The organism is Mesorhizobium sp. LCM 4577, assembly GCF_001854795.2.
In the GTDB taxonomy this organism is placed as follows: domain Bacteria; phylum Pseudomonadota; class Alphaproteobacteria; order Rhizobiales; family Rhizobiaceae; genus Mesorhizobium; species Mesorhizobium plurifarium.
In genome coordinates this window covers 19,361-32,981 of record NZ_MDDU01000046.1, presented here as the reverse complement: position 1 = coordinate 32,981, position 13,621 = coordinate 19,361, and the positions used below count along the sequence as shown (strand labels likewise).

General features: G+C 64.7%; 11 protein-coding genes. All 11 read right to left on the bottom strand.

Going from position 1 to position 13,621, the window contains the following annotated elements; all coding sequences use genetic code 11:
• Window positions 1-38: 38 nt before the first annotated feature.
• Window positions 39-1,346 (bottom strand): cell division protein FtsA, encoded by a 1,308-nt coding sequence (gene ftsA, locus LCM4577_RS27300; protein WP_040982262.1) that lies wholly within the window; start codon window positions 1,344-1,346, stop codon window positions 39-41.
• Window positions 1,343-2,287 (bottom strand): cell division protein FtsQ/DivIB, encoded by a 945-nt coding sequence (locus LCM4577_RS27295; protein ID WP_071074218.1) that lies wholly within the window; start codon window positions 2,285-2,287, stop codon window positions 1,343-1,345. The genes ftsA and LCM4577_RS27295 overlap by 4 nt, the downstream gene beginning before the upstream one ends.
• Window positions 2,275-3,201 (bottom strand): D-alanine--D-alanine ligase, encoded by a 927-nt coding sequence (locus LCM4577_RS27290; protein ID WP_041007828.1) that lies wholly within the window; start codon window positions 3,199-3,201, stop codon window positions 2,275-2,277. Before LCM4577_RS27290 ends, LCM4577_RS27295 begins: the two co-directional genes overlap by 13 nt.
• A gap of 312 nt (window positions 3,202-3,513) precedes the next feature.
• Window positions 3,514-4,479, bottom strand: coding sequence for a UDP-N-acetylmuramate dehydrogenase (gene murB / locus LCM4577_RS27285; RefSeq protein WP_071074217.1), 966 nt, complete (start codon window positions 4,477-4,479; stop codon window positions 3,514-3,516).
• Window positions 4,476-5,882 (bottom strand): UDP-N-acetylmuramate--L-alanine ligase, encoded by a 1,407-nt coding sequence (murC, locus tag LCM4577_RS27280; protein ID WP_071074216.1) that lies wholly within the window; start codon window positions 5,880-5,882, stop codon window positions 4,476-4,478. Before murC ends, murB begins: the two co-directional genes overlap by 4 nt.
• On the bottom strand, window positions 5,879-7,003 hold the full coding sequence (gene murG, locus LCM4577_RS27275) for an undecaprenyldiphospho-muramoylpentapeptide beta-N-acetylglucosaminyltransferase (protein WP_071074215.1): 1,125 nt from the start codon (window positions 7,001-7,003) through the stop codon (window positions 5,879-5,881). Before murG ends, murC begins: the two co-directional genes overlap by 4 nt.
• Before the next feature lie 6 nt (window positions 7,004-7,009).
• Window positions 7,010-8,161, bottom strand: coding sequence for a putative lipid II flippase FtsW (gene ftsW / locus LCM4577_RS27270; protein WP_041007832.1), 1,152 nt, complete (start codon window positions 8,159-8,161; stop codon window positions 7,010-7,012).
• Complete coding sequence (gene murD, locus LCM4577_RS27265; RefSeq protein ID WP_071074214.1) at window positions 8,161-9,564, bottom strand: UDP-N-acetylmuramoyl-L-alanine--D-glutamate ligase; 1,404 nt, start codon at window positions 9,562-9,564, stop codon at window positions 8,161-8,163. The genes ftsW and murD overlap by 1 nt, the downstream gene beginning before the upstream one ends.
• Before the next feature lie 11 nt (window positions 9,565-9,575).
• A complete protein-coding gene (mraY, locus tag LCM4577_RS27260) occupies window positions 9,576-10,658 on the bottom strand; it encodes a phospho-N-acetylmuramoyl-pentapeptide-transferase (protein WP_041011993.1) in 1,083 nt (360 codons plus the stop codon).
• Between the two features lie 27 nt (window positions 10,659-10,685).
• Window positions 10,686-12,119 (bottom strand): UDP-N-acetylmuramoylalanyl-D-glutamyl-2,6-diaminopimelate--D-alanyl-D-alanine ligase, encoded by a 1,434-nt coding sequence (locus LCM4577_RS27255; RefSeq protein ID WP_071074213.1) that lies wholly within the window; start codon window positions 12,117-12,119, stop codon window positions 10,686-10,688.
• Complete coding sequence (locus LCM4577_RS27250) at window positions 12,116-13,570, bottom strand: UDP-N-acetylmuramoyl-L-alanyl-D-glutamate--2,6-diaminopimelate ligase (protein WP_071074212.1); 1,455 nt, start codon at window positions 13,568-13,570, stop codon at window positions 12,116-12,118. Before LCM4577_RS27250 ends, LCM4577_RS27255 begins: the two co-directional genes overlap by 4 nt.
• Window positions 13,571-13,621 lie beyond the last annotated feature (51 nt).

Genomic DNA, 13,621 nt, shown 5'->3' with positions numbered 1-13,621 from the left:
TCGCCGCTGCGGCCGCCTATGGGGCTGTCCCCGTCAAATTAAAAACTGTCTCTCAACCACTGACTCATGCGATGCAGTTTTCCGCCCGTTCCGGTCATCCTGAAACCGGAAAGTCCTTTCGCCGAATGGCTCTCGAAGCTCGCCATCTGCGGATAGATCATCAGCCCGACCGGGGTCGAGAACGCCGGTCCCTTGGCCGCTTCCGGCAGGCCTGCGACGCCCAGCGGGCGGCCGATGCGCACATTGCGACCGAGAATGCGGCGCGCCGCTTCCGGCAGGCCGGCAAGCTGGCTGGCGCCGCCTGTGAGCACGACCCGCTTGCCGACGGCATTGCCGTAGCCGGACTTGTTCAGCCGGTCGCGCAGAAGCTCCAGCGTCTCGTCGGTGCGGGCGCGGATGATGCGCGTCATCACCGAGCGCGGGATCTGCAGCGGCACGTCGCCCTCCTCGCCGATCGGCTGGATCGAGACGAGGTCGCGGTCGTCGGCGCTGCCGGGCAGCGCCGAGCCATGCATCACCTTCAGCCGCTCCGCGGCATCGAGCGAGGTCGACAGTCCCTTGGCCATATCGAGCGTCACATGGTTGCCGCCGATGGCGATCGCGTCGCCGTGGACGAACTTGCCTTCCGCGAAGACCGAGATGGTCGTCGTGCCGCCGCCCATGTCGATACAGGCGGCGCCCATTTCGAGTTCGTCATCGACCAGCGAGGCAAGCCCGCTGGCATAGGGCGTCGCCACCATGCGCTCGACCGACAGATGCGAGCGGTTGATGCAGAGCTCCAGGTTGCGCATCGGCGCGGCATCGCCTGTCAGCACATGCATGTCGACGCCAAGCGCATCGCCCACCATGCCGCGCGGGTCGCGTATGCCGCGCTCGCCATCGAGCGAGAAGCCGACGGGCAGCGAATGGATCACCTCGCGCTCGGCCCTCAGCGCCTGCTTGGCGCCGGCGGCGAGCACGCGCTTGATGTCGACTTCCTCGACCTGATGGCCGCCGAGATTGACGGTCGCCGAGAAGGCTTCGCTCTTCAGCCGGCCCGCCGTCATGTTGACGATGAGGGAATCGACCGTGAGCCCGGCCATGCGCTCGGCCGCGTCGACGGCAAGCCGGATGGCATGCTCGGCGCGATCGAGATCGATCACCACGCCGGACTTCACGCCTTGYGACTTCTGGTGGCCGATGCCGATCACCTGGATCCGGTGCGAACGTCCACGCAGGAGCTTGCCGTCCTCGTTCGGCTTGAGCTTCGCCACCACGCAGCAAACCTTGCTGGAACCGACATCGAGCACGGTCAGCGTGCCCGACCGGCGCGAAGAAGCGTCACTACTGCCGCCAAGCCAGCTCATATCTTCGTCCCCGCCTTGCGCTTGGCCAGGTTCTTCGGCTTGTCGCTGAGCGCGGCTTCGCGCTGCGTCGCCGCCTCCGGCGAGAGCTCCACGACCAGCCGGTCGGGAAGCCGCATGTCGACGGCGGCGATGTCGCGCGTCAAAAGCCCGTTGTCATGATCGATCTTGACCAACTCGGCGATCGCCTGGTCCTCSCCGTCTTCCGGCAGCTTGATCGTGATGCCGTTCTCAAGCCTCAGGTCCCAGCGGCGCTCGCCGACCCGGATGTAACCTTTGACCCGGGCTGCAAGCTCCGGATAGCGTTCGATCTTGGCGAGAAAGGCCGGCGCCATCGCCGGAGCGCCGGCGCCGATGATCAGCGGCAGCAGCGCCTGCTTGCCACCCGAGAATGGCGCGATCATCTCGCCGGACCGCTCGATGACGGAAACCGAGGCACCCTGCTGCCAGAGCGCGAAGGGCTCGCGCTCCTCGATGCGCACTTCCAGCGTATGCGGATAGATCTTGCGCACCGCCGCGCCCTCGACCCAGGGCAGCGTCGCGATGCGCTCACGCGCCGCCTCGGCATCGAAGCCGATCAGCGAGGTCCAGCCATCGAGGCCGAGCCGGTCCAGCACATCGATCTCGGATGTCTGGCGGTTGCCGACGACCTTGATCTGATCGACGGCAAAACCGGTGCGGGCCGTGATGCCCTGCACGATGCTGTCGGCGTAGCCGCCGAGAAAGGCGCCATAGGCGCTGCTGGATGCGATCAGCGCAGCGGAAAGGATCGCCGCGGAGAAGCGCGGCGCCTCATACTCGCCGTCGCACAGGCGCGCCAGCACGCGCATCGGCCGGCGGAGCTGGCGTGGCAACACGAAACGGTCGAATGACAGCGACATGCCGAACAGCGCGGGCCGAGCCGCGCCACCGCCATTACCCTGCCCCCACCTCAACGCAGACACGAAGCGTCCTCCACCATCCAACTCAACAAATCGCCGAACGAGTGTCCCGCTTGCGCGGCGATTTCAGGCACCAGAGACGTCGGCGTCATGCCCGGCTGAGTATTGACCTCGAGCCAGACAACCTCGCCGTTTTCGGAGTGGCGATCGTCGTAACGGAAGTCCGATCGGGAAACGCCCCGGCAACCAATGGCAAGATGAGCCTTGAGGGCCAGTGTCTGTATTTTTTGGTAAATATTCGGTGAAATTTTAGCAGGGATTTCGTGTTTTGATCCGCCGGGAACGTATTTTGAATCGTAATCGTAGAAGGAATGCCCGGTCGGAATGATCTCGCACACGCCAAGTGCCACATCGCCCATCACCGCGCAGGTCAATTCGCGCCCATGGATGTAGCGCTCGACCATGACGATCTCGCCATATTGCCATTCGGTCGAGCCGATCACCTGCGGTGGATGCGACTGCCCTTCATGCACGATGACGACACCAAAGCTCGACCCCTCATTGACCGGCTTGACCACATAAGGCGGCTTCATCGGGTGCTTGTTCTGGACGGCGAAGCGATTGACCACCTTGGATTCCGCGACCGGAACGCCGGACGCCTTGGCAACCTTCTTGGCCTGCTCCTTGTTCATGGCCAACGCCGAAGCGAGCACACCCGAGTGGGTGTAGGGAATTGTGAGATATTCGAGAATTCCCTGGATGGTGCCGTCCTCGCCGAACGGACCATGCAGCGCATTGAAGGCGACGTCGGGCTTGAGCTCGGCAAGCACAGAACCGACGTCGCGCGAAACATCGACACGGGTAACCTGATAGCCTTCATTCTCCAGCGCATCCGCACACGCCTTCCCCGAGGACAGAGACACGGGCCGCTCCGAGGAGAATCCACCCAGGAGGACAGCCACATGCTTCTTCTTCATTCCCGTCATCCCCTCTCACGCCGGGCCTGCAACCGATATTCCCGCACCGCATTTCCGAGCATTGAGTCCGAGTCTTCCGGCAGGTTGCCCCCCCAGACGGAAAACGCGGCTGAACGCGTCGAACGACTCAAATCAGGAAACGCTTTAGGGCAGAGAATCAGAGAGTTGATTCGCTGGCAAGTACCTATGATTCCGAGAGATTCACTTTCCGCGAAAACGGCAGCAAAAAGTGAATTGTGAGTCTTTAAGGCAACGGTTTGCTGCCGGTTCAGACCGCTGGAAGTTCAAGCATCACATGAACTTCAGCCTGCGCTAAAGAAGTTGCCCGAGGAACTCCTGCACCTCATGGCCGGGTCTAAAATTGCCGAGGCGCTTGATCTCCCAGTGCAGCCGGATGCCCGAATTCTCGAGCACCCGCGCCCGCACCGTCTCGCCGAGATATTCGAGGTCGTAGCCCGTGGCCGTGCCGGTGTTGATCATGAAGTTGCAATGCATCGGCGACATCTGCGCGCCGCCGATCAACAGCCCGCGGCAGCCGGCCTTGTCGATCTCCTTCCAGGCCGAGGTGCCTTCCGGATTCTTGAAGGTCGAGCCGCCGGTCTTCTCGCGGATCGGCTGCACCGTCTCGCGATGGTTCTGCACGGCATCCATCGCCGCCTTGATGGCCGCCTTGTCTTCGGAAAACCCTTCGAAAATGGCTGAGGTGAAGATCAGTCCGGAAGGCGCGGATGAGTGGCGATAGGCATAGCCCATATCGGCGTTGCTCAGCGTATGGAGATTGCCCTTGCGGTCCAGCGCCCTCACCTCGACGACCCGCTCGCGGGTCTCGACGCCGTTGGCGCCGGCATTCATCCTGAGCGCGCCGCCGACCGCTCCGGGGATGCCGTGGTAGAAATGGAAGCCGCCGATGCCGGCTTCGTAAGCCACCGCGGCGACACGTTTGTCCGGCGTTGCCGCTCCGGCCTTGATCGTGGTCGTCCCGGTCGCCTCGGCCTCGCCGAAACCCTTGGCCGAGAGCCTGACGACGAAGCCCGGAATGCCGCCGTCGCGCACCAGCAAATTCGAGCCGACACCGACCACCATGACCGGTATCTCTTCCGGCACGGCGCGCAGGAAAGCCGCCAGGTCTTCCTCGTCGGCCGGCTGGAACAGCGCCTCCGCCAAGCCGCCGGCCCGGAACCAGGTGATCTTGTCCATTTCGGCGTTCGGCGTGACGCGGCCGCGCAGGCCGGAAAGCTTGTCGCCGAGTTTATCGATGAGGTCCTGGCCGCGCATCATGAAGGCGTCCCACCAAGTTCCTTGGGCAGCGCATAGGCCCACTGCGTGATGTTGCCGGCGCCAAGGAAGACGACGAAGTCGCCGGGCTTGGCAAGCTCGCGAATGACGGGCGCGATCGCCGCCGCGCCATCGATATAGCGTGCGTCGCGGTGGCCGCCAGAGCGGATGCGCGACACCAGCGCGTCGGAAGTCACGCCTTCTATAGGCTCTTCGCCGGCCGCGTAGACCGGCGCCACCATGACCGTGTCGGCATCGTTGAAGCAGACCGAGAATTCCTCGAAGAGGTCGCGCAGCCGGGTGAAGCGATGCGGCTGCGCGATGGCGATGACACGCCCCTTGGTCGCGCTGCGCGCGGCCTTGAGCACCGCCGCGATCTCGACCGGATGGTGGCCGTAATCGTCGAACACCTCGACGCCGTTCCACGAGCCGGTATGGGTGAAGCGCCGTTTGACACCGGCGAAGGACGACAGGCCCTTCTTGATCGCCTCGGCCGAGAGGCCAAGCTCATGCGCGACCGCGATTGCCGCGGTCGCGTTGGAGACATTATGTCGGCCTGGCATCGGCAGGCGCAAATCCTTGATCGTCGAGGTTCCACGCCCTTTGCGGTCGCGGATCACCACATCGAACGCCGAGGTCGCGCCTTCCATGCGGTGGTTGGTGAAGCGCACGTCGGCCTGCGCGTTCTCGCCATAGGTGATGACGCGCCGGTCCTCGATGCGGCCGACCAGCGCCTGCACTTCCGGATGGTCGGTGCACATCACGCCGAAGCCGTAGAACGGCACGTTCTCGACGAACTGGCGGAAGGCCTCGCGCACCTTGTCGAAGCTGCCATAGTGGTCGAGATGCTCGGGATCGATGTTGGTGACGACGGCGATATCGGCCGGCAGTTTCAGGAACGTGCCGTCGCTCTCGTCGGCCTCGACCACCATCCACTCGCCGTCGCCCATGCGCGCATTGGTGCCGTAGGCGTTGATGATGCCGCCATTGATGACGGTCGGGTCAAGTCCGCCGGCTTCGAGCAGCGTCGCCACCATGGACGTGGTCGTCGTCTTGCCATGCGTGCCGCCGATGGCGATGRCCTGGCGGAAACGCATCAGCTCGGCCAGCATCTCGGCTCGGCGGACAATGGGGAGCAACTTCTCCCGCGCGGCCTTCAGTTCCGGGTTGGACTTCTTGATCGCGGTCGAAACGACCACGACTTCGGCGTCGCCGAGATTCTCGGCCCTGTGGCCGACGAAGCATTCGATGCCCTTGTCGCGCAGCCGCTGCACATTGGCGCCGTCGGCCTGGTCGGACCCCTGCACCTTGTAGCCGAGATTGTGCAGCACTTCGGCGATGCCGCTCATGCCGATGCCGCCGATGCCGATGAAATGCACAAGGCCGATCGTCTGCGGCATCTTCATGCGCGCGTCCTCCTGTAGTCCGAAACCGTTTTTCCGGACGCAATAGCCTCTGTCAGATCGGCGAGCAACCGCGCCGCGTTCGGTTTCCCGGCCGAGCGGGCGGCGGCGGCCATGGTCGCCAGCCGGTTCGGATCCTTGATCAACCCGCCGACCAGTTCGGCGATCCGCTCCGCCGAAAGCGTCGACTGCGGATGGAGCTCGGCCCCGCCGGCGGCGGCGAGCGCCGCGGCATTCGCCGCCTGGTCGTGGTCGAGCGCGTGCGGGTAAGGCACCAGCAGCGCCGGCCTGCCGATGACGGCGATTTCCGAAACCGTCGAGGCGCCGGAGCGCGACATCACCAGCTGCGCCGCCCCAATGCGCGCCGCCATGTCGGTGAAGAAGGGCGAAACCTGAGCGTCGACGCCGAGATCGGCGTAGGCCGACTTCACCCGCACGACATCCTCGGCGCGCGCCTGTTGAGTGATGACCAGCCGCTTGCGCAGATCTTCCGCCAAAAGCGCGATCGCAGCCGGAACCGCATCGGAAAAGAACTGCGCGCCCTGGCTGCCGCCGAACACCAGGAATCGGAACGGCTCGCCCTCGTTCGATGCCAGATACGGCGTCTTCGCCGCTTCGAGAATCTGCGGCCTGACCGGATTGCCGGTGGTCACGGTCTTAGCGCCGGCGGCGCTCGCCCCTTCCGGCAGGAAGCCGCCGGCAATTGCGTCGACGCGGCCGGCGAGCGCCTTGTTGGCGCGGCCCATGACGGCGTTCTGCTCATGGATCAGCGTCGGCACTCCTCGCCTTGTCGCCGCATAGAGCGGCGGCAGCGTCGGGTAACCGCCGAAGCCGACGACCGCCTCCGGCTTGATCCTGGCGATCACCCGGCTGGCCTCCCGTACGCCCTGCCAGATTTTCCAGAAGGCCGAGAGCATGGCGACCGGGTTCTTGGAACCCAGCGTGGCCGAAGGGATCGTGTGAATGTCGGCTGCCGGGAAATGGCGGGAATAGCGCTCGGCGCGATGGTCGGTGGCAAGATGCACCTTCCAGCCGCGGTCGATCAACTCATGCGCGAGCGCCTCGGCCGGAAACAGATGTCCGCCCGTTCCACCGGCCGCAAGCAGGATGACACCCTTTGACATCCGGCCTCATTCCGCCGGCATTGCGCGCTGTGCGAGGACGAAGCCCATCTGCTTGCGCTTTTCCGGCCGCTTGCGCGTCAGTGCGAGCACCATGCCTATCGAGACGGCGATGGCGATCTGCGAAGAGCCGCCATAGGAGATGAAGGGCAGCGTCATGCCCTTGGCCGGCATCAGCTGCAGGTTCACGCACATGTTGATGGCCGATTGCAGGCCGAAGACGGTGACGAGGCCCCCGACTGCGTAGCGGGTGAAATCATCATGTTCCTTGAGCGCGATGCTTAAGCCGCGCAGCACGATGAAGGCGAAGATCGACATGATGAAGAAGCACATGATCAGCCCGAACTCCTCGCCCGCGACCGAGAAGACGAAATCGGTATGAGCGTCCGGAACAATGCGCTTGACGGTTCCTTCACCCGGCCCGACACCGAACCAACTGCCGTTGATCAGTGCCTCGCGGCCCATGTCGACCTGGAACGTATCGCCTTCGCCGGTCAGAAACTTGTCGATGCGCAAGGCAACGTGCGGGAACACCGAATAGGCGGCGAACAGGCCGCTTGCCCCGACGATGCCGAGAGCCACGATCCACAGCCACGGCAGGCCGGCCATGAAGAACATGACGCCCCAGGTGCCCGTCACCAGCATGGTCTGGCCGAGGTCGGGCTGCGCCACCAGAAGCGAGATGACCAGCGCAAGCAACAGCATGGCGAACAGATTGCCGGGAATGTCGGGCTGGCGCTTGTGCTCGGCAAACAGCCACGCGCAGATGATGACGAAGGCGGGTTTCAGGAATTCGGACGGCTGGATGGAAAGGCCGGCGAGCGACACCCAGCGCCGCGCGCCTTTCACCTCGACGCCGATGTAGAGCACCGCCACCATCAGCACCAGCATGATGCAGAGCATCACCAGCGACATACGCCTTATCTGCCGCGCTTCCAGGAAGGAGACCGCAAGCATGACGATGAGCGCCGGGATGGTGAAGATGACCTGTCTGGTGGCGAAGTGAAAGCTGTCGAGGCCGATACGCTCGGCCACCGCGGGGCTCGCCGCGAAGGACAAAATGATGCCCAGTCCCATCAGCGACAGGAATGCCGCCAGGAACCAGCGATCGATCGTCCACCACCAGGTGGCGACAGGACTTTTGTCGAGACGGCTTTGCATCAACGTGGCCCTCCGATGGATTTGACACCATCAATAGCAGTCGCAGCTTGCCTGAAGGCTTCGCCGCGCACCTCGAAATTCTTGAACTGGTCGAAACTGGCGCAGGCCGGCGAAAGCAGCACCACGGCTTCGCCGCCGGTATCGCTTGCCGCATCGTGGGCGGCATGCTCGACCGCCGCCGCAAGCGTTCCCGATATCTCATAGGGCACCGCTTCGCCGAGCGTCGCCGCGAAGGCGGGCGCCGCCTCGCCGATCAGATAGGCCTTGGCGATGCGCGGGAAGAAGCCGCGCAGCGGCTCGATGCCGCCTTCCTTCGGCAGGCCGCCGGCTATCCAGTAGATACGGTTGGCGAAGCTCGACAGCGCGGGTGCGGCCGCATCGGCGTTGGTCGCCTTGGAATCGTTGACGAACAGCACATGGTCCTTGCGGCCGACCTGCTCCATGCGGTGCRCCAGTCCGGGGAAGCTTTCCAGCCCGGCCTGGATCTCGCCGAGCTCGAGCCCGACTTTCAGGCAGGCGACGACAGCGGCCAGCGCATTCTGCGCGTTGTGCTGGCCGCGCAGCGAGCCGATGCCTTCGAGGAAGGCGACGCGGCTGTAGCGGCCATGCACCGCTTCCATCAGGTTGGTGCCGTCGGCGAAATAGCCGTCGGTCAAAGGCAGGCGCTTGGAAATACGAACGACCGGCCGGCCGACCCGCTCCAGACGGTCGGCGATCTGGGCGCACCAGGAATCGTCGACGCCGATGATGGCGGTGTCGCTGCCGGCGACCAGCCGCTCCTTGATCGAGGCGTAATGCGCCATCGTGCCGTGCCGGTCGAGATGGTCGGGCGTGAGATTAAGCAGGATGCCGGCGGTCGGGTTGATCGAAGGCGCAAGGTCGATCTGGTAGGACGAGCACTCGACCACATAGTGCCGTTGAGGCACGAGCGGGTCGAGCGTCATGATGGCACGGCCGATATTGCCGCCCATCTGCGTGTCGCGGCCCGCCGACTTCAATATATGCGCCGTCAGCGCCGTCGTCGTCGACTTGCCGTTGGTGCCGGTGATCGCAATGAAGGGTGCTGCCGGCGCGCCGCTGTTGCGCTCGCGGCAGAACAGCTCGATATCACCGATCACCTCGACACCGGCGCCGCGTGCGAGCTCCACCGTCCAATGCGGCTTCGGATGCGTCAGCGGCACGCCTGGCGACAGCACGAAGGCGGCGAAACGCGGCCAGTCGGCTGCACGCAGGTCGCCGGTCGCAATGCCCGCGGCCGCCGCCTTGGCGACGCTGTCTGGATTGTCGTCCCAGGCCAGCACCTCGGCGCCCCCCCCGATCAGCGCATGCGCGGTGGCGATCCCCGAGCCGCCAAGCCCGAAGAGCGAAACGCGTTTGCCGGAAAAGGAAGCGGCGGGGATCAAGCGGGCTGGTCCTATCTGAGCTTGAGGGTGGAGAGGCCGACCAGCGCCAGGATGACGGCGATGATCCAGAAGCGGATCACCACCTGGCTTTCGGTCCAGCCGAGCTTTTCGAAATGATGATGGATCGGCGCCATCAGGAAGACGCGCTTGCCGGTCATCTTGAAGTAGCCGACCTGGATGATGACCGACAGGATCTCGACCACGAACAGGCCGCCGACGATGACCAGCACGATCTCGTGCTTGGTGGCGACCGCGATGGTGCCGATCAGCCCGCCCATCGCCAGCGAGCCGGTGTCGCCCATGAAGATCGCGGCCGGCGGCGCGTTGAACCAGAGGAAGCCCAGGCCTGCGCCGATCACCGCGCCGAGCACGACGGCAAGCTCACCGGTGCCGGGCACGAAATGGATCTGCAGATATTCGGCGAACACCGCGTTGCCCGAAAGATAGGCGATGACGCCGAAGGACGCAGCCGCGATCATGATCGGCACGATCGCCAGGCCGTCGAGACCGTCGGTCAGGTTCACCGCATTGCCCGCGCCGACGATGACGAAGCAGGAGAACGGCACGAAGAACCAGCCGAGATTGATCAGGAATTCCTTGGCGAAGGGAAAGGTCAGCGACGATGAGAACGGGGCCTGGCCATTGTGCATGATCACCCACGCGGCGATTGCCGCGATGATGAACTCGATCGCCAATCGGGCCTTGCCGGAGAAGCCCAAATGCGACTGCTTGGTGACCTTGAGATAGTCGTCGTAAAAGCCGATCGAGCCGAAGCCGACGGTGACCAAAAGCACCACCCAGACATAGATTGAGGACAGGTTCGCCCATAGCACCGACGACCCGATGATGCCGGACAGGATCATCAGCCCGCCCATGGTCGGCGTTCCTGCTTTCTTGAAATGCGTCTGCGGGCCGTCGGCCCGGATCGGCTGGCCCTTGCCTTGCCGCAGGCGCAGCGAATTGATGATCGTCGGCCCGAAGATGAAGACGATCAGCGCCGAGGTGATCAGCGCGCCGCCGGTGCGAAAAGTGATGTAGCGGAAGACGTTGAAGAACGAGATCTTGTCCGCGAAATCGACGAGCAGTGTGAACATGGTCTTTCCGTCCCCCGGAACCCGACCTCAAGTCGGCTTAATGTTTGTGGCTTCTGCCGGAAATTTGCCGAGCAATGCCTCGACCAGCTTTGAAAACCCGATGCCTTTCGACGATTTGACCATCACCACGTCGCCGGGCCTGAGCGCAGAGATCACGATCGGCTTCAGCTCATCGGCGCCTGCCCGATACTCCGCCTGGATATCGGCCGGCAGAACCTTGGCCAGCGCCTGCATTTCCGGCCCGCCGAGAAAGACGTTGCGCGTGCCCGTGCCGACGATCAGCTCGGCAAGCGCCGCGTGAAGCTTGGCCGAATGACTGCCGAGCTCCAGCATGTCGCCAAGCACGGCGATGCGCCGCCCCTCGCCGGAGACGGGCGTGGCGTTGAGCAGCGCCATGGCCGCCGCCATCGATGCCGGATTGGCGTTATAGCTCTCGTCGATCAGCGTGATCGGCCCATTGGGATGATGCAGGACGTGGCGCCGGCCGCGGCCGCGTTCGGCCGAAAGATCGGCCAGCGCGGCCGCGACCTTGTCGAGGTCGGCGCCGACCAGGTGCGCGGCGCCAAGCACGGCCAGCACATTCTGCACGATATGGCGGCCCGGCGCCCCGACACGGGCCGTCAGGTCTTTCTTGCCGATCTTGACAGCGATGTCGGAATGGTCGGCATAGAGCTCGCAGCCGACAAGGCGGAAGGCCGAACGGGGATTTTCGCCGAAACCGAAGACATGCTCGACGCCCGCCTCTCTCGCCATTTTCCCAAGCAGCTTCCAGCGCGTATCGTCGCGGTTGAGCAGTGCTGAGCCGCCGGGCTCGATCCCCTCGAAAATCTCGGCCTTGGCCATGGCGATCTCGTCGAGATTCTTGAAGAAGCCGAGATGGGCAGCGGCAATGATCGTGACGATGGCGACATGCGGCCTGACCATCTTGACCAGCGGCCTGATCTCGCCAGGATGGTTCATGCCGATCTCGAAGACCGCGTAGTCGCAGTCCTGCGGCATGCGGGCGAGCGTCAGCGGCACGCCCCAATGGTTGTTGAACGACTGCGCCGAGGCGTGCACCTTGCCGACGGCAGACAGCACATGGCGCAGCGCTTCCTTGGTGGTCGTCTTGCCGGCCGAACCGGTGACCGCGATGATCCTGGCCTTCGAGCGGGCGCGGGCAGCGATGCCGAGCTTCTCGAGCGCGGCCAGCACATCCTGCACGACGATCATCGGCGCCGTCAGCCGACCGAGCGAGGGCAGCTTGCCCTCGGCGACGACCAGCACGGCCGCTCCGGCCTTGACCGCCGCTGTCGCGAAATCATGGCCGTCCATGGCCTCGCCTTTGATGGCGAAGAAAGCGTCTCCGGGTTCCAGGCTGCGGCTGTCGATCGAAATGCCGGTGATGCCCTCCGGCAGCGAACCGATCGGCCTGCCGCCCATAGCTTCAACCAGCGCTTCCGACGTCCACAGCAGTTTCATGCGGCGCGCTCCTTGAGCGCATCGCGCACTTCCTCATGGTCGGAGAAGTGGAAGGTTTCGGAGCCGATCGTCTGGCCTTCCTCATGCCCCTTGCCGGCGACGATGAGCGTATCGCCGGCGCGCAGCATCGCCACTGCTTCGTGGATCGCCTTGCGGCGGTCGCCGATCTCGATGGCGCCGGGTGCGGCGGCAAGGATCGCCGCGCGGATGGTTTCGGGCACCTCGCTGCGCGGATTGTCGTCGGTGACGATGACGATGTCGGCGAGCCGCGTCGCGATCTCGCCCATGATCGGGCGCTTGCCGCGGTCGCGGTCGCCGCCGCAGCCGAACACCACGACGACGCGGCCCGTGGTGAAAGGCCGGACCGAGGTCAGCACATTCTCCAGCGCATCGGGCTTGTGGGCGTAGTCGACATAGACGGGAGCGCCGGCGCCGGTGGTGCCGACGAGGTCGAGCCGACCCGGCGCGCCTTTCAATTTCTCCAGCGCCGCCAAAGCCTTCTCTGCCGGCGTTCCAATCGAGATGGCAAGGCCAGCCGAGACCAGCGCGTTGGCGATCTGGAAATCGCCGGCCAAAGGCAGGTCGACTTCGTGGAGCACGCCGTTCGCCACGATTTCGGCGCGCTGGCGATGGCGCTCATGCTCGACGCGCTTCAGTGTCAGGAAATCGCCATGGCGGCCTACGGTCAGCACGTTCAGGCCCGCGGCCTTCGCGGCTTTGATCGTCGGCTCCGACCACGGGTCGTCGGCAAAGACGACCGCGAGCGCGCCCTTCGGCAGCAGCGTGTCGAACAGGCGCAGCTTGGCGCGGTGATAATCCTCGACCGTCGGATGGTAATCCATGTGGTCGCGGCCGAGATTGGTGAAGGCGCCGGCCGAAAGCTTCACGCCGTCGAGGCGGCGCTGGTCGAGACCGTGGCTGGAGGCCTCCATCGAGGCGTGGGTGACGCCGGCATCGGCAAGTTCCTTCAGCAACCGGTGCAGCGCCACCGGATCGGGCGTCGTCAGCGAGCCATATTCGTTGCGACCGGGCGCCACGACGCCGGTCGTGCCGATCGAGGCGGCGGCAAAACCCGTCTGCTCCCAGATCTGGCGAGTAAAGGCGGCGACGGATGTCTTGCCGGCGGTGCCGGTGACGGCGACCATGGTCTGCGGCTGGCGTCCGAAGAAGCGTGCCGCGCTGAGCGCCAGCGCCCGGCGTGGATCGTCGACGGAAAGAACCGGGATCGACAGGCCGGAAACGGCCGTTTCCTTGCCGGCGACGATTGCAGCCGCCCCACGGCTGGCGGCATCAGTCGCATAGATCGAGCCATCGGCCTTGCTGCCGGCGAGCGCGAAGAAGACCACGCCGGGTTTAACCTGGCGGGAATCGGAGGAAATCCCGGTCACCTCCAGATCGTGGGAAGCTGTTCCCTCGACAGGCAGGATACCGGCTAGGTCTTTTAGATGCATTGAGTCCCGTTCACCGCAACAAAATAGCGCGCAGTTGCCGGCGCGCCCGAA